Raw genomic sequence first — 20,757 nt, 5'->3', positions numbered from 1 at the left:
GACAAAATCCTTCGCGGCCTGGTCGTGACGCCGTAGCAACGGTGTTCGCCGAGCGGCAGAAGCCACGACCGGCGACCCCGGCCGATCGGGCCGAGGTGCCGCCCAGGATGCAGACGCCACGGTTGAGGAGTCCTCGGCTTCGCGGCCTCCGGGGGTCCGTCAAGCCGGCGCAGAGCGCGGGTGATCGGTCCAGCCGAGAAGGCAGCACAGGATGCCGTGCGGCGCCGCACCCGGATCGCCGAGCGGTCGCCCGGCCGTGGATCGGCAGACAGTGGCGCGAACTGCCACCACGATGGCAGGTTCTGCCACTGTGCCCGGCGACCGAGCTACGTAGCGTGAAGGCAGCCCGAAACGCCGAGCCGAAGGAGTCACCGACATGTCCTGGTCACTGGCCGATGTTCCCGAGCAGAGCGGCCGCGTCGCGGTGGTGACCGGCGCCAACGGCGGCCTCGGCCTGGCGACGGCACTGGCACTGGCCGGCCAGGGCGCCCACGTCGTCATGGCGGCCCGCGACGCCGCCAAAGCCGCTCTGGCCCGGGATCGCATCCGTGCGGAGAGTCCGGGCGCGTCGGTGGAGATCGTTGCACTCGACCTCGGATCGCTCGCATCCGTCGAACTGGCCGCCGGGCAGATCCTGGCGGCGCACCCCGCCATCGATCTGCTGATCACCAACGCCGGGGTGATGGCCATGCCGCAGGGGCGCACGGCCGACGGGTTCGAAACCCAGCTCGGCGTCAACCACCTCGGCCACTGGGCCCTGACCTCGCACCTGCTGCCCGCCCTGGTCCGGACCCGCGACGCCCGGGTCGTCACGGTGACCAGCGGGGCCCAGCACACCGGCCGCCCCCTGGACCCGGCTGACCCGTTCCGGCTCCGCGACTACGACCCGTGGCGCGCGTACGCCGACTCCAAACTCGCCAACCGACACTTCGCCCAGGGGCTGGACCGGCAGTTCCGGGCGGCGGGCCTGTCCGCGAGGGCCTTGACCGCCCACCCGGGGATGACGAACTCCGACCTCCAGGCCACCACGGTCGCCGCGGGCGGCGGCGGCTCCGCGGCCCGGTTCTTCCTGGTCGCCACCCGCCGGATCGGAATGGACACCGAACGCGGGGCGCTGAGCCAGGTGCGCGCGGCGACCGACCCGCGCGCCGTCGGCGGCACCATGTACGGCCCGCGCTGGAGCACCGTCGGCGCGCCGGTCCGGCGCCGCTTGGTCCGGCGCGGTGACGATCAGGCGATCCGCCTGCTGTGGCAGGTTTCCCGGCAGCTGACCGGGCTCGACGTCGACGTCGCCCGGACCGCGGCGCAGACCACGTGGGCGCCTCGGCCGTGACCGAGGGCAGGTTCACGCTCAGCCCGGCGACCAACGCCGTGCTCGCCGACCTCGGCGTGCCCACCGGACAGCTGCTGCGCGCGGCCGGGCTGCCCGAGGACCTGTTCCTCGACAAGCAGGCGACGCTCACCCCGGCCCAGTTCTACCGGTGCTGGACAGCGTTGGAGGAGATCTCCGGCGACCCGGCGCTCGGCGTGACCCTCGCCCGGGCGACGCGCGCCGAGACGTTCCAGCCACCGATCTTCGCCGCGCTCTGCAGCCCCGACCTCCGCCACGCGGCGGACCGGCTCGCCACGTACAAACGGCTGCTGGGCCCGCTGCGGCTGGGCGTGGACACCGAACGCGAGGGACTGACCCTGACCATCCGCTGGGCGTCGGAGCCGCTGCCACCGCAGAGCTTCATCGCGTATGAGCTCGTTTCGCTGGTGGCACTCGCCCGGCTGGGCACCCGCAAGCTGGTGCGTCCGCAGCGGATCACCATGCCGGAACCACCGCGGGGCGCGGCCGTCCAGGCGTACCAGGACTACCTCGGTGTTCCCGTGGCGCACGGAGCCGAGCCCACGGTGACCTTCACCGCCTCCGACGCCCGTTGCCCGTTCCTGACCGCGAACAGCGAAATGTGGCAGGTCTTCGAGCCCGAGCTGCGCCGTCGCCTCGCCGATCTCGACCGGGTGGAGTCGACCGCCGACCGGGTCCGCGCCGCCCTGCTCGAGCTGCTGCCCGCCGGCCGGTGCGGCGTCCCCGACGTCGCCCGGCGGCTGGCGCTGAGCCACCGCACCCTCCAGCGGCGGCTGGCCGCGGAGCGGACGAGCTTCCAAGCGGTGCTGGAAGAGACCCGGCACGCCCTGGCCCGGCACTACCTGGAACGACCCGACGTCTCCGTCACCGAAATCGCGCTGCTGCTCGGCTACGACGAGCCCAGTTCGTTCTACCGGGCCTTCCACCAGTGGTCCGGGACCACGCCGCAGCAAGCCCGAGCCGCCGCGACCTGAGCAACCGTGGCTCGCCGATGCGCTCCGGACAGCGGTGCCGCCGCTCACGAGGTGGTCGCGAGGTCGGCGGCGGTCCAGGCCATCGCGATCGCGCCGTCGAGCACGGCCCGGTCGGCGGTCGCGGTGACGCAGGCCGCGGTGAACTCCGGCTGGTGGTTGACCGCCGGAGCGCAGCCGAGGCCGAGCATCGGGTGGATGGCACGCACCGCGTGGGAGACGTTGCCCATGTCCGTCGCGGCACCGGCGACACCGCGCGGCAGGTCGGGGAAGACCCGGCCGAGGGCCTCGGCGTTGGCGCGGTAGCGCGCCAGCAGCGCGGGATCAGGGCGCAGGTCCGCGTAGTCCGGCGATGTCGACGTCAGCGACAGGTCGCAGCCCGTCGCCAGGGCCCCGGCTTCGAAGCACCGCGTCACCCGGCCCTTCAGCGCGGCCAGCTCGTCCGACCGGTCGGTCCGGACGATCCAGCTGCCCCGGCTGGCGTCGGGGATGACGTTGGCCGCGGAACCGGCCTCGGTGACGATGCCCTGGATCCGGTCGCCTGCGCCGGTCTGCTGGCGCAGCAGGCCGATGGCCACCTGGGCGACGGTCATCGCGTCGGCGGCGTTGACCCCGAGCTGCGGGTAGGCGCCCGCGTGTGCCGGCTTCCCGCGGTAGGCCACCTCGAACTGGGCGACGGCCGAGCCCGGCATGGCCGCCATTTCGACGGCCGCCGGGTGCACCATCATGGCCGCGTCGACGCCGTCGAACGCGCCGCGGTCGAGCATCAGCACCTTGCCACCGCCGCCTTCCTCGGCCGGGGTGCCGAGCACGGTGACGGTGAGGCCGAGGTCGTCGGCCAGGCCGGCGAGGCCGAGCCCGGCGCCCACCGCGGCAGCGGCGATGACGTTGTGGCCGCACGCGTGCCCGATGCCGGGCAGCGCGTCGTATTCGGCGCAGAGCACGACGTGCACAGGACCGGTGCCCACCGTGGCGCGGACGGCGGTGGGCAGGTCGTAGCAGCCGTGCTGCACGGCGAACCCGGCGTCGCTCAGCGCGCCGGCCACCCAGGCGCTGGCCCGCACCTCCTCGAAGGCGAGTTCCGGGTGGGCGTGGATCCGGTGCGACAGCGCGACGAGGTCGTCACCCGCCGCCCGGACCCGCCGCTCGATCGTCTCCTTGGCCGTCACGAAGCCGCCGGGATGTGCACCGACGCCGGGCGGGTGGCGGCGTCGAAGGCGGCCCGCGCCCCGGTGGCGCCCATGCCACTGTCGCCGGCCGGCTCGTACAGCCGCTCGGGGCCGCCGCCCTGCCACTGGTTGACCCAGGTCACGCCGGCCGGAATGCGCGCGGCGGCCTCGATGTGGCCGGGATCGGCGGTGTAGACGGTGGCCGCCAGGCCGTACCGCGACCCGGAAGCCCGCTCCAGCCCCTCCTCGAACGAGTCCACGACCACGACCGGGGCGACCGGCCCGAACGTCTCCTCGGTCATCACCAGCATCGAATCGTCGACGTCGGTGAGCACCGTGGGCGGGTAGAAGAAACCCTTCCTCTCGGGGACGAACCCGCCGGTGCGGACCTTCGCGCCTTTCGCCACGGCGTCCTCGACGTGCCGGACGACGGTGTCCCGCTGCCGCTCGTCGACCAGCGGGCCGAGCACCACGCCCTCGTCGAGGCCGTTGCCGACCGGGAAGCTTTCGGCCGCGGCGACCAGCGCGTCGACGAACGGCCCGGCGATGTCGCGGTGCACGTAGATCCGCTCCATCGACGTGCAGATCTGCCCGGTGTTGATGAACGCGCCGAAGGCGACGGCGCCGGCGGTGGCGACGGGGTCGGCCCCGGCGTCGACCACGACCGGGTCCTTGCCGCCCAGTTCGAGCACCGTGCGGTGCAGCCGCTCCCCCGCCGCCGCGCCGACGCGCTTGCCCGAAGCGACCGAACCGGTGAAGTGCACCAGCTGGATCTCGTCGTGCTCGGTCAGCCGCGCCCCCACCCGGCCGTCGCCGAGCACCAGGTTCACCACGCCGGGCGGCAGCTCGGCCAGCTCCAGCAACCGCACGATCGACCACGGCGCCCGCTCCGACGGCTTGACCACCACCGTGTTCCCGGCCGCGAGCAGCGGCCCGATCGCCCCGAGCACCGCCGTCACGGGGAAGTTCCAGGGCGTGATCACCGCCGTGGCGCCCAGCGCGTGACGCAGGATCCGGGTCCGGCCGCCGTCGGGCCGGACGACGACTTCGTCGAAGTCGTAGGAAAGCGCTTCCTCGGCGACCGCCCGCAAGCCCGCGACCGCGCCGTCGAGGAAGGTTCGCCCGATCCCCAGCGGCTTGCCCATCTCCCGGCATTCCAGTTCCACCAACTGGTCGGCGTGCGCGGCGACGGCGTCAGCCCAGGCGGAGATCCGGGCGACGCGCTCGGTCACCGGCAGCGCCGCCCAGTTCGGCTGCGCCGCGACCGCCGCGGTCACCGCACGCTCGACGTCTTCGGGCGAGCCCGCGGGATGGCGGGCGATGACCTCCTCGGTGGCCGGGTTCACCAGGTCCAGGACGACGTCGCCGCGCGAGTCCGTCCACCCGCCGTTGATCAGGTTCTGCAAGGTCTGCACAGGAGTTCCTCGGATTCAGTCGAGCCGGTCGGCCATGAGCTCGCCGGCCATGATCGCGGCGAGGTTGGTGTTGGCCCGGGGTACGGACGGGAAGATCGACGCGTCGACCACGCGGAGGCCGTCGAAGCCGAGCACGCGGCAGTCCGGGTCGACCACCGTCCCGGCGTCGCCGGGGTCGCCCATCCGGCACGTGCTCGTCCCGTGCTGCGAGTCGCCGACCGTCGCCAATAGGTGGTCGTCGAGCTCGCTGTCGTTGTCCAGCACGGCGAACAGCGCCGCGTTCTCGCGCTCGATCGAGCCGCCGATGATCGGCGCGGTGTCTTCGCCGCGCGCCAGCTCGACCAACGCCCGCACGCCGTGCCGTAGCCGCGGAAGGTCGCGTTCGTCCGAGAGCATCCGCTGGTGCACCAAAGGTTGCGCGTTCGGATCGGCCGAAGTCAGGGTGAGCTCGCCGCGGGAGTGGTTGTGGTTGAGCCAAACTCCGTACGCGCCGGCCCCGGCCCCGGTGTTCGCGAAGGCCATGGCGAGCACGCTCTGGTTCATCGAGACGAACATCAGGTCGCCCTCCGGCGCGCCGGGGCCGCTGGTGAAGCGGACGCAGACGTTGGTGTGCCGGTCGTCGTTCGTCTTGATCGCCGCCCCCTCGGTCAGCGGCAGCTGGATCATCCCGATCGGGTGGTCCTGCAGGCCGCGTCCGACGGGCAGGTCGGCGCGCACGTCGACGCCGAGCGAACGCAGCTGACCGGCCGGGCCCACACCGGAGCGCAGCAGGATCGCCGGGGAGTGGATCGCGCCCGCGCTGAGCACCACGGTGTCGGCGAGTTCCGTGGTGACCGTGCCGGCGGCGACAACGCTGACGCCGACGGCCCGGCTGCCCTCGAAGAGCACCCGGTCCACCAGCGCGTCGCCGCGGATCGTCAGGTTCGCCAGTGCCCGGCCGGGTTCGAGGTAGGCGTCGTTGACCGACACCCGCCGTCCGCCGCGGGAGTTGATCGGGTAGGGCGAGACGCCGGTGGCGCCCGGGGCGTTCACGTCGGGGGCCCAGCCGTAGCCCGCGGCGATCGCCGCGCGGTGCAGGGCGGCGTCGACCGCGCCCCAGTCCTCTCGCGGCGTGCGGTGGATCGGCGTCGGGCCGCCGCGGCCGTGGTGCGGCTCGTCGCCGAAGTCCTCGTCGTCCTCCAGCTTCGCGAAGTACGGGAGCACGTCTTCCGGCGCCCAGCCGGGCACGGCCCAGTCCGTGAAGTCGGCCATCGGCGGGCGGATCGCGATCTGCCCGTTGATCGCCGAGCTGCCGCCCACGCCCCGGCCGCGCCAGTACGGCGCCGGCTGCTGCTTCTCCGTCCGGGTGGAGTCCAGGCCCGGCCACATCATGCCCTCGGCCGCCGTCGGATGCAGCAGCGCGACGATCGGGTTCGGCGAGCGCCACGCCTCGTGCATCTCGGCCGACCGGTAGTCCCGCCCCGCCTCGAGCAGCAGGACCCGCTTGCCCTGCTCGGCCGACCGCACCGCGAGCGCCGCTCCCGAAGACCCCGCGCCGACCACGATGAGGTCCCAGCCACTGTTCGCCACGTGCTTCTCCTTCGCCGGACGTCGTCGCGGCTAGGATGTGCCGAAGACCAGTGTTCAGTCAAGAGTGAATGTTCAGTTTTTTCTGAGCTAGAGTGAGGGTGGTGATGGCCTTGGCAGCCGGCGAGGATGCACTCATCGAGGACTTCGGCCTGCACATCGGCCGCGCGATGGGCTGGCCGCCGATGGCCGGGCGCACCAGCGGGGTGCTGATGCTCAGCGAGAAGCCCCTCACCCTCGCGGAGCTGCAGGAGGCGCTCGACGCGAGCAAGGGGTCAGCGTCCGAGATGACCCGGCTGCTCATCGACAACGGCGTCGTCGAGCGGTTCAAGGAGCCGGGCAGCCGCCAGTTCGTCTTCCGCTGGCGCGACGACGCCTGGGTCGGCTGCCTGCAGCACCAGGTGACGGTGAACCGCGAACTGCTGGAGCTGGCCGAAAACGCGCAGGTCCGCGGGAAGCACCTCCCCGCCGAGCAGCGCGGGCGGTTACGGCAGATGCGCGACTACTACGTGTTCATGACCGAACAGCTCGAAGCGCTCCTCACCGAGTACACGCGCCTGGCGAAGGGCGAGCGCTGACCGCCACTCGCTCTTCGGCCGAACTTCAGGGGCTCATTCCGCCGAGCCGGGCCAGTTCGTGACGCCACGCGGTGTCCGTAGTGAAGCCGGCACCGAGATCGGGTAGTTCGGCCCACCCACTCGGCGTCAGCCGGTGGCGGGCGCCCGGGTGCGAGCCCGGGCGCCCGGGCGAGTCCGGTCAGCTCTCGGTGGGTTCGAGCAGGATCAGCGGCACCTCGCGGTTGCCTGCCTCGACTGCCCGGGCGCGAAGGCCGGCGAAAAACGGGTAGAGCTCGTCGGTGTAGGCCAACCAGTTCTCCCGCTCCGCGCCTTCGGCCACCCGGGCGGTCATCAACCGGCGATCGGGACCGTCCTGCAGCTGCACCGTCGGGTGCGCCACGAGGTTGTGGAACCAGCTGGGATTGCGAGCCTGGCCGCCGGCCGCCGCGCCGATGGCGTAGACGCCGTCGCGCTCGATGCGCATCAGGGCGACCTTGCGCAGCTTGCCCGAACGGGCGCCACGCATGGTCACCACGACCACCGGGCCACCCCCCGTCGTCGCGCCTTCGCGGCCGTCGGTGCGCTCGTAGAGCTCGACCTGGCCGCGGGTCATCGCGTCGGCACTGGGGACGTACTCACCGTCGAGCAGATCCGTTGTCATGTCAGGGACTTCCTTTCACGGGGTGGGCTTTTCACGCGTTGACCGGTTTCAGCCGGCGACGTGGATCACGGTCTTCCCGATGGTCCGGCCACTTTCGGCGAGGGCGTGCGCCGTCTTCATGGTCTCGGTGGTCAGGCCCTCGAGCGTGGTGGTGACGATCGGGCGCAGCCGGCCCGCCGCGACGTCGTCCGCCGCCCGGGCGAGGATCCGGCCCTGGCTGGCGACGTCACCGCCGGCCACGATCTTGCTGAACACCATCTCGCTGTGCAGCGACAGCGACTTGCCGGTGAAGGCTCCCGGGTCGAAGGGGCCGGTGAGGTCGATGGCGGCCAGGTGACCGAAGGGGCGCAGCACCGCGACGATCGCCCCTAGGTGGCCGCCGGTGCCCGAGGTCGAGAACACCAGGTCGACGTGGTCGATCCCCGCCGTGTGGAGTTGTCCGGCCAGGTCACCGCGGTGGTCGACGACCAGGTCGGCGCCCATCGCCCTCGCCCACTTCCGCGACTCGGGCCGCGAGGCCGTGCTGATCACGAACGCCGGCGTGGTGGCCTTGACCAGTTGCGTGGCCATCGACCCGACGCCGCCGGCTCCGCCGATGACGAGCACACGGCCGACACCGGGCAGCAGCGCGTCCTGGTCGCGGAACAGCGATTCCCAGGCCGTGAGGACACCGATGGGCAGCGATGCGGCGTCGGTGAACGCGAGCCGGTCCGGGATCTTGGCCACCACCCGGTGGTCGACCGCGACGCGCTCGGCCCAGCAGCCGTCGCGGGTGAGGTCGCCGGTGCCCAGCACCCGGTCCCCGACCGCGAACCCGGTGGCCGCGGGCCCGACCGCGGCGACCACTCCGGCGAACTCCCAGCCGAGGACGACCCGCCCGCCGGGCTCGGCGCTGCGCGTCTGCCGGATCGCGGCTTCACCCGGGTTGATGCCGATCGCACGGACGTCGACCAGCAGGTCGCCGTCGCGTGGCCGAGGTTCGGCGACCTCGACCAGGGTGATGGCGAACGCGTCGAGCGCGTGCGCTTTCTCGTAGGCAAGTGCCTTCACGGCTTCAGTCCTGCCTCAAGGCGTGTAGCGCCGAGAGCGGGCCGCCGATCTGCATCAGGCGGCCGCCCTCGCGCAGCGTCCCGGCGTCGACCGGCGCGAAGCCGAGGGCGTCGGCGAGTTCGTGGAAGGTGGTTTTGGCCGCGATGTCGTCGCCGGCGTAGAACAGCAGCTGCCGTCCTTCCGCGTGCCGGGGATCGGCGGCGATGTACCGGGCGTGGAGGGTGTTGAAGGCCTTGACCACGCGCGCGCCCGGTGCGCGCTCCGCGACGAACTCGCTCGCCGTCCCGGCCTCGAGGTCGGCGAAGGTGTTGGTGGTGTCGACCAGGATGCGACCGTCCCATTCGGGCAGCCCGACCAGCGCGTCACCGACCTGCGGCCACATCACGGTGAGGAAGACCATGTCGGCGGCGGCCGCTTCGCCGGCCGTGCCCGCGCTCGCGAGCGGCCCCAGCCGGGTCACGACGTCGAGCAGCGTGTCCGGGCCGCGGCTGTTGCTGAGCGTCACCTCGTGGCCGGCCGTCACGAGGTGGCCGGCAATGGCCTGCGCGACCGTCCCGGCGCCGATGGTTCCGAAGTCCATGACCGTACCTCTGCTTTCGATGACGTTCATCATCATTAACAATGATTGCTATCATCATCATTGGCTGTCAAGTCGGACTCCGGGAAGGTCGTCGCATGCCTCGCATCACGCAGCAGCAGAAGCAGCACAACCGCGAGAAGATCGTCAACGCGGCCGGTGCGGGGTTCCGGCTGCGCGGCATCGACGGCATCGGCATCGAGGAGCTGATGAAGTCGGCCGGCATGACGCACGGCGGGTTCTACAACCACTTCGCCTCGAAGGACGACCTCGCTCTCGAAGTCCTCCACCAGGGCTTCACCGACTCGCTCGCGGCGCTCGACACCATCCGCGAAGCGCATCCCCGCTCAGCGCGCGCGGCCCTGCACGACATGGTCGACGAGTACCTCAACGCCGAGCACCGCGACCACCCCGAGATCGGCTGCGCCTCGGCCGCCCTCGCCTCCGACGCCGGCCGCCACGGCGCCGCCGCCCAGGCCGAGTACCGACGTGGGCTTGACGGCTACTTCGCCACCATCACCGACATGCTGCTCGACCGCGCACGCCAGTCCGGCACCGAGCTCACTCCCGCCGAAGCCCGCGAGCGCGCGGTGGCACTGTTCAGCCAGATGGTCGGCGCGCTGACCATCTCTCGCGCGATCGCCGACGCCGCCCCGGATCTGTCGGACGAGGTCTTGGCGGTCAACCGCAAGCGGCTCAAGAAGTCCTGACCACCGTCGTCTCGACCGTGTGCCACGTCAGTGGGTGGTCGGCAGCCCGGCCGCGGTCGCGGCGATCATGTGCTGCAGCGTCGGCCCGAACGGCGGGAACACCCGGGCGATCTCCGGCTCGCGGTCGTACAGCTCCTGCAGTGCGGCCGAGGGGCGGGTCAACGGAAACAGTTTCGCGACGAACGCGCTGGCCGCCATGACCAAGGACGCCCCGTCGGTGCCGGTCAGCTCGGGGCAGGCGGCGGTGAGCTGCCGGCCTACGGTGAAGTAGGTGTTGATGGCCCACCGCTTGTAGACCTCCAAGACCGCTACCGAGACGTTGTGCTCCAGCATCGTCTCGGCATGCGTGGTGAGGTCGCAGTACAACGGCCGGTCGGCGTAAGCGTCGGCCAGGGCCGTCGCCGCCGCGGAAAACCCGCTCGCCCCGTGCAGCGCGGCACCGGCGGCGGCCGCCCAGTCCGCGCCCTCCCGCATCGTCAGCTGCAGGTAGATCTCTTCGCGCGTGCCGAAGTAGCGCAGGACGTTGGACTTGGCCAGCCCGACCGCCGCGGCGATGTCGCCGAGGCTGACCCAGGCCACGCCCGACGCCTGGGCGAGGTCGCCGGCGGCGGCGAGGATCGTCTCCCGCCGCTGGTTCTTCTGCTCCGGGCGCCTGGCCCGCTGGAACGACACTTCCATGACGGTCACCACCCTAACCCCACACTTAGCGGAACAACGTTCTCTTGTTAAAGTTACGCCGTTCTTATAACCTCGGCCCGACCCGTTCCCCACCCCGAAACGGCAAGCACATGACCGTCGGCAGCACCGATCTCGGCCAGACCATCAACGCCTTCGTGGCCTCCTTCAACAACCCCGACCTCGACCGGGTCATGTCCTTCTTCGCCGAGGACGCCCGCTACCTGCCCGGCCGCGGCCCCGAGCTGCGCGGCCTCCCCGCGATCCGGGCGGCGTTCGCACCGCAGTTCGCCGGCCGCTACGGCGCGATGACCTTCGACGTCTACGACCGGGTGATCGACGAGTCCCGCGCCCGGGCGACGATCCGGTGGGCGTGCCGGTTGGACCTGACCGGCGAGCACGGCAAACGCGCGATACCGCCGCTGCGGTGGTTCGCCCGGCTCCGCTACGGCGGCCGCGTCCAATGGCACGGTCTGGACGTGTTCCACTTCGACGCCACCGGGAAGATCACCGGCAAGTTCACCTACGCGACCTTCCGCCTGCCCATCTGGGAACGCGCGAGCTGACCGGCCCGCACCGGGCCGGGACGCCATCGCGCGGACCCGGCCCGGTCGCCTCCCGGCCGAGGACGGTGGCCGAGCCCCGCAGTGGCATGAGCGCGCGTCGCGTCACCCGGGGATCCGGGCCGCGCCTGCGGCGACGGTTGCCAGGTCTTCGCCCGAGAAGCCGGCGCGGCTCAGCACCGCCAGGGATTTGTTCGTTGCCAGCGCGCACAACGCCCACTCTTCCGCCTCGTGCTCACCGGCCCCCGCCGCCACCAGTGCCTGCTCCAGCATCGCCCGCAAACCGTCGATCATCTCCCGGACCGCCGCCTGGCCTTCCGCGTCAAGGGCCGGGAACTGCGCTGCCGACACCGTGAGCAGGCAGCCGTCGGGGACCGCCGGGTCGGCGATGCGGTTCAGGGTGACCTGCAGGTAGGCGGCCACCACGGCACTCGGGCTCGAATGGGGGCCGGACAAAGCCTGGTCGTACTGCGGGTGGTAGGTCTGCGCGTACTGCTGGAGGCTTTTCCGGAAGAGGGCGCTCTTGTCGCCGAAGGTGCCGTAGAGCGAGCTCCGCCCCAGGCCCGTGCCCTCGGTCAGGCGGTCGATCGAGGCCTCCGAATAACCCCAGCGCCAGAAGACGTGCATCGCGCGTCGCAACGCCTCGTCCACGTCGAATTGCTTGCGGCCCGCCATGTTCGTGACCCTACACATCTTGCACCAATCGTTTCAAGATGCGTAAGGTCACCGGCATGACAAGTTGCACCGATCGTTCCAAGATGACGCCGAGCTTGCGTTCGCTCCGGCTACCCGACGGGTTCACCGACGTCTTCACCAGCCGGCTCGTGGAGCTGAACGGGCTGCGGCTGCACGCGGTCACCGGCGGGGACGGCCCGCCACTGCTGCTGGTCGGCGGCTGGCCGCAGACCTGGTACGCCTGGCGGGAGGTGATGCCCGCGCTCGCCCGCGCGCACACCGTCGTCGCCGTCGACTCGCGTGGGGCCGGACTCTCCGACAAGCCCGACGACGGTTACGACACCGGCACGCTGGCCGCTGACCTGGTCGCGCTGATGACCGCGCTCGGGCACGACCGGTTCGACGTGGCCGGCCACGACATCGGCATGTGGACCGGATACGCCCTCGCCGCCGATCACCCCGAGCGGGTGGGCCGGCTCGCCGTCGTCGACGCCATCATCCCCGGTCTCACGCCGACCCCGTCGGTCTTCAGCCCGGCCGCGGTCAACCAGCGGCTCTGGCACTTCGGCTTCAACCGGCTCACCGACCTCAACGAGGAGCTGGTCCAGGGGCGGGAGCCGCTCTTCTTCGGCCACCAGTTCGCCACCAAAGGCGCCACCCCGGCCACGATCCCGGCGTATGCCGTCGACGTCTACGTGGATGCGATCGTCGCGGATCCTCGTGGGCTGCGGGCGAGCTTCGCGTATTACCGGGCGTTGGACGAGACGATCGCGCAGAACGAGCAGCGCAAGAAGACCCGCCTGACCCTGCCGGTGCTCGCCATCGGCGGCGCGCAGTACTGCGGCACACTGGTCGCCGAGACGATGCAGCTGGCGGCCGACGACGTCACCGGGGTGGTCCTCGACGATTGCGGCCATTACGTGGCCGAGGAACAGCCGGCGCGGTTCACCGAGATTCTGGAGGACTTCCTCGGTGGCAAACCGATAGGATGATCGCGGCGTTGCTCTGCGTCGGCGCCACCCGGATCTACCGCCTCGCTCGGCGCACGCGGCGGGCGAGCACGAGCAGCAATCCGCCGAGGACGACGAGCAACGCTCCCAGCCCAACCAGTGGACCCAGCAGCGGGCCGGCCCCGGTGCTGGCGAGATCGGACGTGTCAACGGGCCCGTTGCCGTGATCGCCGCTGCCACCGGTGCCGTTGTTATCGGACCAAGTCGTGCCGACGCCCGCTCCTGGTGAGCTGGTCGTCGTCTCGCTGCCGGTGGATGACGTTGTGTCCGTCGTGATCTGCGTGCTCGTACCGGTGTCCGATGTGGTCGGCGTCGTCGCGCCAGTGTCCGATGTGGTCGGCATCGTCGTGTCGGTGCCCGGCGGCGTTGTCGTGTCGGTGCCCGGCGGCGTTGTCGTCTCGCCGGTGGTCGGCGTTGTTGTGCCGGTGCCCGGCGGCGTTGTCGTCTCGCCGGTGGTCGGCGTGGTGGTGGTGGTGGGCGTGTCGCAGCTGGGGGTGGTGAACGTGTTGTCGTCGAGGGAGACCTGGCCGTTGCGGGCCAGCGCACGCCCGGCGACGACGGTGCCCGTCGTCACCGTGATCGACGTCAAAGCCATGATCGTGCCGACGAAGTCCGAGTTCGTCCCCAGCGTCGCCGAGCTGCCGACCTGCCAGAACACATTGCACGCCCGAGCACCGTTGATCAGGTGCACGTCGCTCGCCGACGCCGTGATCAAGGTGGAGGCGACCTGAAAGATCCAGACGGTGCCGGAGTCACCCTGGCCGTCCAACGTCAGGGTCCCGCTGAGCGCCAGCTGGCCGCTCGACTTGTAGACGCCCCCGACCAACGTCCGGCCGACGAGGTCGCCCGCGACGTTGGCGGTCGGTGCGCGGCCGGCGGCGTCGTTGTAGGCGACGACGAGGTCGGCCTGGGCTCGGCCGGCCACGGCGTCACCCGCATGTGTGGCGCCGGCCGACGTGCCGGGCGGGAAACCGGTGATCGCGGTGCCGGGAAAGACTCCGAGGTCTCTGTTCAGGGTGCTGGGACCGGTGTTGGTCACCGTCTGCCCACCCAGCACCGAATAGGTCTCCGCGGTGCCGAGCCCGACGGGTGCTTCGGCGGCAGCGGCCCGCGGTACGCCGTACACCAAGCCCAGCCCCAATGTGATCACGGCTGCGCAGAGACCTACGGCCGCACGGATCCGGCGCCGGCTCCGCACCGGATGTGTGCTGCGGGATTCGCCGTCCATTGTTGTTCCTCCACCGATTCGGCAACCGAATCCGGCGGGAGTCTGGGCCGGAAAAGGTGAACGGTAGAACAGCGACGGCCGGACAGGCCGGAAACGCCGACAATGCACACGAAAGTGAGGACTCAGGGTCACCCACAAGAGTGGCGAACCGCTGATCGTGCTACGTCGTGCGGCTTTGTCGCCTGCCGGTGTGGCGCGATGTCCACCGTGGACCGTCCCGCATCAACGCTGCGCGACGGGAAGTGGTACCGCACCAAGTGAGCGCCGGACACTCACCTCGGGCGCCCCGCCGGGAACACCCGCGGCGACCCGCCCGCCAGCGTCCGGCCGATCCCCCGCGCCGCCGCCATGACCAGGGGCGCCAGGGCACTCGGCGGTGCGCTGCCGGTCCGCACGACGAGCGAGACCGCGGCCGCGACGGTGCCGTCGGCGGCGAAGACCGGGGCACCGACGGAGAGCGCGTCGACGGTGACCTGGCCGTCGCTGACCGAGTAACCGAGCTTGCGGACGTCGGCGAGCATGCGGCGCAGCCGGACGGGATCGGCGACGGTCTTGGGGGTGAACGTCTGCAGAGCCCCGCCGAGCACCTCCTCCTGCAGGGCCGCGGGCGCGTGGGCCAGCAGGACGAGCCCGACCCCGGTGGCGTGCAGGGCGAACCGGCCGCCGACGCGGGTCCAGACCGGCACCGCGTCACGCCCGGCGATGCGTTCGACGAACACGACCTCGAGGCCTTCGCGCACCGCCAGCTGGACGTTCTCGTGCGTCACCTCGTACAGGTCTTCGAGGAACGGCATGGCCGCGTCGCGCAGGCCCAGCCCGCGTGGCGCGAGCGACGCGACCTCCCACAGCCGCAGCCCGACCCGGTAGCGGCCCGCGGCGTCGCGTTCCAGCGCACCCCACTCCACGAGCTCGGCCGCGCGCCGGTGCGCGGTGGCGAGCGAGACGCCCGAGCGGCGGGCCAGCTCGCTCAGGCTGAGGTCGGTCGCGTCCGGCGTGAACGCCTCGAGCAGCGCCAGCACCTTGCTCGTCACCGAGGTGCCGGCGCCGTTCTCGGCTCGCCGGGTCATCACCTCACGCTACCCGGCGCGTCACAGGTCCAGCACCAGTCGCGGGCCGGCGCACCGCGACACGCAGATCATCATCACGTCGCCGGCTTCCTGCTCGGCCGCGGTGAGCACGGCGTCGCGGTGGTCGGGCACGCCCGCCAGGACACCGGTCTCGCACGTCCCGCACGTGCCCTCGCGGCACGACGACAGGACCGGCACGCCGGACTCCTCCACGACCTCGAGCACCGACCGGTCCGCCGGCACCGCGAGGGTGCGCCCCGACTGCGCGAGTTCGACCTCGAACACGGTTTTCGCCCCGGGGTCCGGTTTCGCGGTGAACCGCTCCACGTGCAGCGTGCCGGGCGCGCAGCGGTCCTCCATCGCCGTCAGCAGCGGCTCCGGGCCGCAGCAGTACACGGCCGCGCCCGGCTCGGCGGCCACCGCCGCGTCGAGGTCGAGCAGACCGAGCTGGTCCTGCGGCACGAGTTCCACGCGGTCCCCGTAGCGCCCGCCGAGCTCGGCGGCGAACGCCATCGACGCCCGCGTGCGGCCGCCGTACAGCAGCCGCCAGCCGGCGCCCGCCGCCTCGGCGGCGGCGATCATCGGCACGAGCGGGGTGATGCCGATCCCGCCCGCGACGAACAGGTAGCGCGGCGCCGGTTCGAGCACGAAGTGGTTGCGGGGGCCGCGCACGCGCAGGGTCTCGCCGGCCGCGAGCCGCTCGTGGACGTACGCCGATCCGCCGCGACCGGCCGGCTCCCGCAGCACGGCCACCTGAAGCACCGACCGGTCGGCCGGATCGCCGCACAGCGAGTACTGCCGCACGAGATCGGGACCGAGCACGAGGTCCAGGTGCGCGCCCGGCTTCCAGGCCGGCAGCGCCGCACCGTCCGGGTCGCGCAGGGTCAGCCGGACGACGTCGTCGGCGAGGTGCTCCTTGGCGGCCAGCACCACGTCGAGCTCCAGGTCGGTGGCCACGCTCATCGTGGCCCCGCTTCGTGGCCGCCGGGGTGGGCCAGCAGCCAGTCCCACAGCTGCACCGGGTCCTCCGACTCGTGCTCGGCGCCGCAGTGGCACACCCCGACGAGCACGTCGGTGCCGAGCTTCCAGTGGATGCGGACCACGGTCTCGCCGGACAGCATCGCCACGCGGGCACTCACGAGGCCGCCAGTTTCGCGAGGATGCGCCGCGCGGCCAGTCCGCCGGTGTCGATGTTGACCGAAAGCTCCTGGTACCCCTCGGGTTCCGCGGCGATCACGCGTTCGAGGATGTCGAGGGCGTGCACGTCCTGCAGCACCACCGTGCGGTTGTTCTCGGCCAGGAAGCCGGACACGCCCTGGTCCTCGAGCGCGAAGTCCCGGGCCACGGCCCAGAAGTCGTGCGTGCTGTGCTCGGTCTCCGGGGTGATGGCGTAGACGACCTCGACGTGGAAGCCGTCGGGATCCGTGCCGTCGTCGTTCGGCAGCACGCCGACCGGCGCGATCCGGCTGTGCAGCAGGTACAGGCAGGGCGGGTGGTACTCGATGTCCTGCCAGCGCGTGATCCGGCCTTCGATGCCGGTGGACTTCGCGTAGAACGACGGGCACTCGGCGTCGGCCATGTGCCGGCTGACGTAGATGATGCCGCGGTCCTCGTCGACCTCGGTGGTGATGGGGGTGTTCGCGACCTCCGGCGTCCCGATGTAGCCGCCGTGCAGGTAGGTCTCGTGGGAGAGGTCGAGCAGGTTGTCCACGAGCAGCTCGTACCGCGCGGCGAGCGGTTCCATCCCGCTCACCGTGGTGTACGCCGGATCGGCGAGCCACGGGGCGCGCGGGATCGCGGCCGGGTCGGCCAGGTCGCGGTCGCCGATCCAGACCCAGACGAACGAGTCCCGCTCGACCACGGGGTAGGACGGAACCCGCGCGGTTCGGGGGATCCGGCTCTGGCCGGGAACGGACACGCACGAACCGGCGCGGTCGTAGGTGAAGCCGTGGTAGCCGCAGATGATCCGGTCGCCCTCGAGGCGGCTCTCGGACAGCGGATAGCGCCGGTGCACGCAGCGGTCGGCGAGCGCGACGACCTCGCCGGATTCGGTGCGGTAGAGGACGATCGGCTCACCGAGCACCGTACGAGCGAAGAGCTCCCGCCCCACCTCGCGGCCGTAAGCGGCGACGTACCACTGGTTGCGGGCGAACGCTGCCATCACGCCTCAGAGCTCCTTCGATCGGGGGTCGGCCCGTCGAAGCTCTCACCCCGGCCGCCCTGGCGGCCATCCGGGTTTTCACTGGCTGAAAAACCCGGCCGGTCACGACACAACCGGTCAAGATCGCGACCAACCGCCGGAAACCGGCTAAGCCACCGGAAGGACCGCCGGCGCGGAAACGGGCCGCTTCCGGCGGGCGCCGGGAAGGAGCTGCGGGGGACGGCGGGCCGCCAGGTCCTCGACCCACCCGAAGGCGAGTACGGCTCCGGCCGTGAGGACTGCCGAGGTCGCCAGCTGGACCGGCTGGGAAGACCACCCGAGCCAGTCGTCGACGGGATAGGACAGGTCGATGGCGACGTTGTGCCACAGGAAGATCGTCACCGCACGCGCGTTGAGCAGCGTGACCAGCCGCCCGAGCACCGGCGTCCGGTCCAGCCACGCGAGCCTGGGCGACACCCGCAAGAACACGAGGACCGCGGCGGCGGAGATCAACGCCTGCGCCAGCGGGATCTCGTTGAGGTCGAGCCTCCCGTCCGGCAGCGGGTGCCCCGCCGTCCACCAGGCGCCCAGCCCCACCGCGGCGACGAACAGTCCCGCCAGCACGGCCGGGTGGATCCGGCGAAGCATGCCTTCCCGGTGGGCGAACCCCAGCACCCAGCACGCCCCGAACGTGACGAAGTCCAGCACACCCTCGCCGACCGGCCCCGAATCGGTGAGCGGGGAGCCCAGCACGGCGTCCACCGCGACGAAGACCAGCGGGGCGAACACGGTGACGACCGGCCGGCGGCGGAACGCCCGCAACAGCACCGGGCTCAACAGCACGAACCACAGGTAGGCGCGGAAGTACCACAGCACCACCGTGAAGTCCGCACCCCAGAGACTGCCCGGCGGGTCCATGATCGGGAACACCCAGAACACCAGCTTCGGCCAGCTCAGGGCGAGCTCACCGGTGTCGCTCGTCCAGCCGTGCGCCAGCATCAGCCCGACCGCGACCAGGCCGAAGAGCCACAGCGGGGGCAGCAGCCGGCGGATGCGATGGCCGACGACGTCGACCGCGGGCGTGCGCCGCAGTGAGCTCACCATGAGGGAACCACCGAGCGCGAACATCACGCCCATGGACGGGAAGACGAGGCTCAGCCATCCCCAGCCGGTGGCGTGGTAGAGCACGACCCGCACCAGCGCGACCGCGCGCAGGCCGTCGAGCCAGCGTTCACGGGGCGGCGGAGGCCCGGCGACCGGCGTGACCGGCGTGGTGCCCCGCTCGGCGGGCCCGGCGGGCGCCACCTCCGGCCGCACCGGCGCCCGCAACGCACCGATCCGGTGCATCCGTTGCCAGCGCACGAGAATCCCGGAAATCGCGGCGCCCAGCGACTGGACGAGGACCACGTACATCAGCTGGCGGTAGACCAGTTGCTATCGGGATCAGCCACAGCGCGCTCTTCCGCTCACCGTCGAGGTGGAAGGCGTAGGCGGCGCCCGCGCTCTGCAGCAGCATCACCGACAGCCAGAGCACGAGCGTCGTCCCGGGGTCGAGGAAGAACAGCCCGCAGACGAAGAACACGTCGATCAGCGGCGCGGTCACCGGCAGCACGATCTGGAACGCGAGGACGTGCAGCAGCCCGAACCGGCCCAGCCGGCCCGCCGTGCCCCGCTGCAGGACCGCCCGGCGGTGCCGCCACACCGACTGCATCGTGCCGTAGGTCCAGCGGAACCGCTGCTGCCACAGCTGGCGCAGGGTCGCCAGGGCCTCGGTCCAGGCGACCGCATCGTCCACATAGGTCATGCGCCAGCCGGCCCGGCCGATCCCGATGGTCAGGTCGGTGTCCTCGGCCAGGGTCAGCGAGCTCAGCCCACCGGCGTCGGCGATCGCGGCCCGCCGGAACGCGCCCGCGGCGCCGGGAATGGTGCACATCGACCCGGTCAGGTCGTGCATCCGGCGGTCCACCGTGAACCCGATGACGTACTCGATGTGCTGCAGCCGGGTCAGGAAGGTGTCGCGGTTGACGATCTTCACGTTGCCGGACACCGCACCCATCCCGCGTTCGGCGAAGGGCTGCACGAGGCGCCGGACGGTGGTGGGCTCGACCACGGTGTCGCCGTCGACCATGACGATCAGGTCGTACCGGGCCTGCGCGATCCCGGCGTTCAGCGCGGCCGCCTTGCCCTGGTTCCGCTGGCGGAAAACACGTACCCCGGGGAGATCGAGCGCTTCGACGAGGTCGGCGGTGCCGTCGGTGGACCCGTCGTCGACGACCACGACCTCCACCGGGTGGTCACTGGCCACGATGGACCGCAGCGCCACCTCGATGTTGGCCGACTCGTTGTAGGCGGGCACGATCACCGAGACCGGCTCGGTCACCGGTGGTCCCCAGCTCCAGCGCGGATGACGGCGCTGCCTGGCGTGCCGGCCCGCGTACCAGAGCATCAGCAGCAGGCGGACGATCACCAGCACGCCGACACCCAGCAGGATCCACTGCAGCCACGCGACCACGGTGAGGGAAACCCCGACGGCGCCCAGCAGGACCTCACCGGTCACCCGGTCCCGGGTGGTGGCGGGCTGGTTGGCCGGGGCCATCCCGACCGAGGCGGTGACGGTGGTGAAGCGGTAACCCTGCTGCTGCAGCTGCGGATCAGCTGATCCAGCGCCGCAACCGTCTCGGACCGGTTCCCGCCGGCGTCGTGCAGCAGCACGATCGAACCCGCGTCCGAGGGTGGCGTGGCGTTGTGCAGGATCGCGGCGACCCCCGGCCGCGCCCAGTCGTCGCTGTCGGTGTCGGTGAAAACGCTGAGGTAGCCGCGCGCGGCCGCGGACTGCACGGTGCGGTAGCCGAGGTCGTCGACGGCCGAGACGCTGGAGGAGTACGGCGGGCGGAACAGGTTGGTGGTCAGCCCGGTGCTGCCGGCCAGCACCATCTCCGTCTCGTCCAGCTCCCGGGCCATCCGCCACGGGGAGACGTCCACCAGATCGGGGTGGGTGAAGGTGTGCAGCCCGATTTCCGAACCGGAGTCGTGGATCCTGCGGAGGAGCTCCGGATGGCGTGACGCCATCGAGCCGACCACGAAGAACGTCGCGGGCACCTGGTGCTTGCGCAGGATGGAGAGGACCTGGGGAGTCCAGGTCGGATCGGGTCCGTCGTCGAAGGTCAACGCGATGGTCTTGGCGGCTGGCGCCCGCGACGTCACCGGAGACCGGGTCGCATCGACCACCGCGCCACCGTTGATCACCGCCGGCGGCACCGACGCCGTGCCCACCGGATCGTGGGCCTTGGCGTCGTTGCTGACCTGAGAACTCGCGAAGCCCGCGATGACGAGCATCACCGACAGCAGCGCCACCGCGATCCCGGCGAACAC

Annotated in this window: 22 protein-coding genes; 6 read left to right on the top strand and 16 right to left on the bottom strand. The window is 71.6% G+C overall.

Features of this window, described 5'->3' with window-relative positions; translation table 11 throughout:
• Positions 1 to 376: 376 nt before the first annotated feature.
• The gene (locus ACIA5G_RS45535; RefSeq protein WP_395935242.1) at positions 377 to 1,333 is read left to right on the top strand and encodes an oxidoreductase; all 957 of its coding nucleotides are present in this window, start codon (positions 377 to 379) and stop codon (positions 1,331 to 1,333) included.
• Positions 1,330 to 2,325: an AraC family transcriptional regulator ligand-binding domain-containing protein gene (locus tag ACIA5G_RS45530; RefSeq protein WP_395935240.1), complete on the top strand. Its 996-nt coding sequence runs from the start codon at positions 1,330 to 1,332 to the stop codon at positions 2,323 to 2,325. Before ACIA5G_RS45535 ends, ACIA5G_RS45530 begins: the two co-directional genes overlap by 4 nt.
• A gap of 44 nt (positions 2,326 to 2,369) precedes the next feature.
• Here ACIA5G_RS45530 and ACIA5G_RS45525 read toward each other — a convergent pair whose 3' ends face one another.
• The 3 genes from ACIA5G_RS45525 to ACIA5G_RS45515 are packed head-to-tail and all read right to left on the bottom strand — an operon-like array spanning position 2,370 to position 6,475.
• Positions 2,370 to 3,491, bottom strand: coding sequence for a M20 family metallopeptidase (locus ACIA5G_RS45525; protein WP_395935238.1), 1,122 nt, complete (start codon positions 3,489 to 3,491; stop codon positions 2,370 to 2,372).
• Positions 3,488 to 4,906 (bottom strand): aldehyde dehydrogenase family protein, encoded by a 1,419-nt coding sequence (locus ACIA5G_RS45520; protein WP_395935236.1) that lies wholly within the window; start codon positions 4,904 to 4,906, stop codon positions 3,488 to 3,490. Before ACIA5G_RS45520 ends, ACIA5G_RS45525 begins: the two co-directional genes overlap by 4 nt.
• 15 nt (positions 4,907 to 4,921) lie before the next feature.
• Positions 4,922 to 6,475 (bottom strand): GMC family oxidoreductase, encoded by a 1,554-nt coding sequence (locus tag ACIA5G_RS45515; protein WP_395935234.1) that lies wholly within the window; start codon positions 6,473 to 6,475, stop codon positions 4,922 to 4,924.
• Between the two features lie 104 nt (positions 6,476 to 6,579).
• Between ACIA5G_RS45515 and ACIA5G_RS45510 the strand changes: the two genes are divergently transcribed.
• Entirely contained in the window at positions 6,580 to 7,050 is a 471-nt protein-coding gene (locus ACIA5G_RS45510; RefSeq protein WP_395935454.1) for a GbsR/MarR family transcriptional regulator, read from the top strand.
• 178 nt (positions 7,051 to 7,228) lie between these two features.
• Here ACIA5G_RS45510 and ACIA5G_RS45505 read toward each other — a convergent pair whose 3' ends face one another.
• From ACIA5G_RS45505 to ACIA5G_RS45495, 3 genes are read right to left on the bottom strand one after another with little or no spacing between them, the layout of a single operon-like run.
• Positions 7,229 to 7,690: a nitroreductase/quinone reductase family protein gene (locus ACIA5G_RS45505; RefSeq protein ID WP_395935232.1), complete on the bottom strand. Its 462-nt coding sequence runs from the start codon at positions 7,688 to 7,690 to the stop codon at positions 7,229 to 7,231.
• A 48-nt stretch (positions 7,691 to 7,738) separates the two neighbouring features.
• Complete coding sequence (locus ACIA5G_RS45500) at positions 7,739 to 8,740, bottom strand: zinc-binding alcohol dehydrogenase family protein (protein WP_395935230.1); 1,002 nt, start codon at positions 8,738 to 8,740, stop codon at positions 7,739 to 7,741.
• 4 nt (positions 8,741 to 8,744) lie between these two features.
• The gene (locus ACIA5G_RS45495) at positions 8,745 to 9,320 is read right to left on the bottom strand and encodes an NADPH-dependent F420 reductase (RefSeq protein WP_395935228.1); all 576 of its coding nucleotides are present in this window, start codon (positions 9,318 to 9,320) and stop codon (positions 8,745 to 8,747) included.
• 95 nt (positions 9,321 to 9,415) lie between these two features.
• Here ACIA5G_RS45495 and ACIA5G_RS45490 point away from each other — a divergent pair, with 95 nt between their 5' ends.
• Positions 9,416 to 10,027 carry a TetR/AcrR family transcriptional regulator gene (locus ACIA5G_RS45490; protein WP_395935226.1) on the top strand — a complete coding sequence of 204 codons (612 nt, stop codon included), beginning with the start codon at positions 9,416 to 9,418 and terminating at the stop codon, positions 10,025 to 10,027.
• Positions 10,028 to 10,054: 27 nt separating this feature from the next.
• Here ACIA5G_RS45490 and ACIA5G_RS45485 read toward each other — a convergent pair whose 3' ends face one another.
• A complete protein-coding gene (locus ACIA5G_RS45485) occupies positions 10,055 to 10,705 on the bottom strand; it encodes a TetR/AcrR family transcriptional regulator (protein WP_395935452.1) in 651 nt (216 codons plus the stop codon).
• Positions 10,706 to 10,815: 110 nt separating this feature from the next.
• Between ACIA5G_RS45485 and ACIA5G_RS45480 the strand changes: the two genes are divergently transcribed.
• The gene (locus tag ACIA5G_RS45480) at positions 10,816 to 11,268 is read left to right on the top strand and encodes a YybH family protein (protein ID WP_395935224.1); all 453 of its coding nucleotides are present in this window, start codon (positions 10,816 to 10,818) and stop codon (positions 11,266 to 11,268) included.
• A 102-nt stretch (positions 11,269 to 11,370) separates the two neighbouring features.
• Here the strand turns inward: ACIA5G_RS45480 and ACIA5G_RS45475 are convergent, their stop codons facing one another.
• Positions 11,371 to 11,940 carry a TetR/AcrR family transcriptional regulator gene (locus ACIA5G_RS45475; RefSeq protein WP_395935222.1) on the bottom strand — a complete coding sequence of 190 codons (570 nt, stop codon included), beginning with the start codon at positions 11,938 to 11,940 and terminating at the stop codon, positions 11,371 to 11,373.
• Positions 11,941 to 12,023: 83 nt separating this feature from the next.
• Here ACIA5G_RS45475 and ACIA5G_RS45470 point away from each other — a divergent pair, with 83 nt between their 5' ends.
• Positions 12,024 to 12,932, top strand: coding sequence for an alpha/beta fold hydrolase (locus ACIA5G_RS45470; protein WP_395935220.1), 909 nt, complete (start codon positions 12,024 to 12,026; stop codon positions 12,930 to 12,932).
• Between the two features lie 34 nt (positions 12,933 to 12,966).
• Here the strand turns inward: ACIA5G_RS45470 and ACIA5G_RS45465 are convergent, their stop codons facing one another.
• The 8 genes from ACIA5G_RS45465 to ACIA5G_RS45430 all read right to left on the bottom strand — a co-directional run bounded on the left by ACIA5G_RS45465 (position 12,967) and on the right by ACIA5G_RS45430 (position 20,757).
• Positions 12,967 to 14,100 carry an ice-binding family protein gene (locus tag ACIA5G_RS45465; protein WP_395935218.1) on the bottom strand — a complete coding sequence of 378 codons (1,134 nt, stop codon included), beginning with the start codon at positions 14,098 to 14,100 and terminating at the stop codon, positions 12,967 to 12,969.
• Positions 14,101 to 14,450: 350 nt separating this feature from the next.
• Positions 14,451 to 15,245 (bottom strand): IclR family transcriptional regulator, encoded by a 795-nt coding sequence (locus tag ACIA5G_RS45460; RefSeq protein ID WP_395935216.1) that lies wholly within the window; start codon positions 15,243 to 15,245, stop codon positions 14,451 to 14,453.
• A gap of 21 nt (positions 15,246 to 15,266) precedes the next feature.
• Positions 15,267 to 16,208, bottom strand: a complete 942-nt coding sequence (locus ACIA5G_RS45455; RefSeq protein ID WP_395935214.1) for a PDR/VanB family oxidoreductase — start codon at positions 16,206 to 16,208, stop codon at positions 15,267 to 15,269.
• Positions 16,205 to 16,384, bottom strand: coding sequence for a hypothetical protein (locus ACIA5G_RS45450; protein WP_395935212.1), 180 nt, complete (start codon positions 16,382 to 16,384; stop codon positions 16,205 to 16,207). The genes ACIA5G_RS45455 and ACIA5G_RS45450 overlap by 4 nt, the downstream gene beginning before the upstream one ends.
• Positions 16,381 to 17,406: a Rieske 2Fe-2S domain-containing protein gene (locus tag ACIA5G_RS45445; protein WP_395935210.1), complete on the bottom strand. Its 1,026-nt coding sequence runs from the start codon at positions 17,404 to 17,406 to the stop codon at positions 16,381 to 16,383. Before ACIA5G_RS45445 ends, ACIA5G_RS45450 begins: the two co-directional genes overlap by 4 nt.
• Before the next feature lie 147 nt (positions 17,407 to 17,553).
• On the bottom strand, positions 17,554 to 18,732 hold the full coding sequence (locus ACIA5G_RS45440) for an acyltransferase (RefSeq protein WP_395935208.1): 1,179 nt from the start codon (positions 18,730 to 18,732) through the stop codon (positions 17,554 to 17,556).
• Positions 18,617 to 19,942, bottom strand: coding sequence for a glycosyltransferase (locus tag ACIA5G_RS45435; protein ID WP_395935206.1), 1,326 nt, complete (start codon positions 19,940 to 19,942; stop codon positions 18,617 to 18,619). Before ACIA5G_RS45435 ends, ACIA5G_RS45440 begins: the two co-directional genes overlap by 116 nt.
• Positions 19,939 to 20,757 carry a polysaccharide deacetylase family protein gene (locus ACIA5G_RS45430; protein WP_395935204.1) on the bottom strand — a complete coding sequence of 273 codons (819 nt, stop codon included), beginning with the start codon at positions 20,755 to 20,757 and terminating at the stop codon, positions 19,939 to 19,941. Before ACIA5G_RS45430 ends, ACIA5G_RS45435 begins: the two co-directional genes overlap by 4 nt.

This window comes from Amycolatopsis sp. NPDC051758 (assembly GCF_044453095.1).
In the GTDB taxonomy this organism is placed as follows: domain Bacteria; phylum Actinomycetota; class Actinomycetes; order Mycobacteriales; family Pseudonocardiaceae; genus Amycolatopsis.
The sequence above is the reverse complement of the archived record's forward strand: the minus strand, read 5'-3'. Positions and strand labels throughout refer to the sequence as shown.

Excerpts from the sequence above, each read along its gene's own strand:
- ACIA5G_RS45455 (WP_395935214.1), bottom strand. The coding sequence starts at position 16,208 with ATGAGCGTGGCCACCGACCTGGAGCTCGACGTGGTGCTGGCCGCCAAG.
- ACIA5G_RS45490 (WP_395935226.1), top strand. The coding sequence starts at position 9,416 with ATGCCTCGCATCACGCAGCAGCAGAAGCAGCACAACCGCGAGAAGATC.
- ACIA5G_RS45495 (WP_395935228.1), bottom strand. The coding sequence starts at position 9,320 with ATGGACTTCGGAACCATCGGCGCCGGGACGGTCGCGCAGGCCATTGCC.
- ACIA5G_RS45510 (WP_395935454.1), top strand. The coding sequence starts at position 6,580 with ATGGCCTTGGCAGCCGGCGAGGATGCACTCATCGAGGACTTCGGCCTG.
- ACIA5G_RS45485 (WP_395935452.1), bottom strand. The coding sequence starts at position 10,705 with ATGGAAGTGTCGTTCCAGCGGGCCAGGCGCCCGGAGCAGAAGAACCAG.
- ACIA5G_RS45480 (WP_395935224.1), top strand. The coding sequence starts at position 10,816 with ATGACCGTCGGCAGCACCGATCTCGGCCAGACCATCAACGCCTTCGTG.
- ACIA5G_RS45460 (WP_395935216.1), bottom strand. The coding sequence starts at position 15,245 with ATGACCCGGCGAGCCGAGAACGGCGCCGGCACCTCGGTGACGAGCAAG.
- ACIA5G_RS45470 (WP_395935220.1), top strand. The coding sequence starts at position 12,024 with ATGACGCCGAGCTTGCGTTCGCTCCGGCTACCCGACGGGTTCACCGAC.
- ACIA5G_RS45475 (WP_395935222.1), bottom strand. The coding sequence starts at position 11,940 with ATGGCGGGCCGCAAGCAATTCGACGTGGACGAGGCGTTGCGACGCGCG.
- ACIA5G_RS45440 (WP_395935208.1), bottom strand. The coding sequence starts at position 18,732 with ATGCACCGGATCGGTGCGTTGCGGGCGCCGGTGCGGCCGGAGGTGGCG.
- ACIA5G_RS45535 (WP_395935242.1), top strand. The coding sequence starts at position 377 with ATGTCCTGGTCACTGGCCGATGTTCCCGAGCAGAGCGGCCGCGTCGCG.
- ACIA5G_RS45445 (WP_395935210.1), bottom strand. The coding sequence starts at position 17,406 with ATGGCAGCGTTCGCCCGCAACCAGTGGTACGTCGCCGCTTACGGCCGC.
- ACIA5G_RS45505 (WP_395935232.1), bottom strand. The coding sequence starts at position 7,690 with ATGACAACGGATCTGCTCGACGGTGAGTACGTCCCCAGTGCCGACGCG.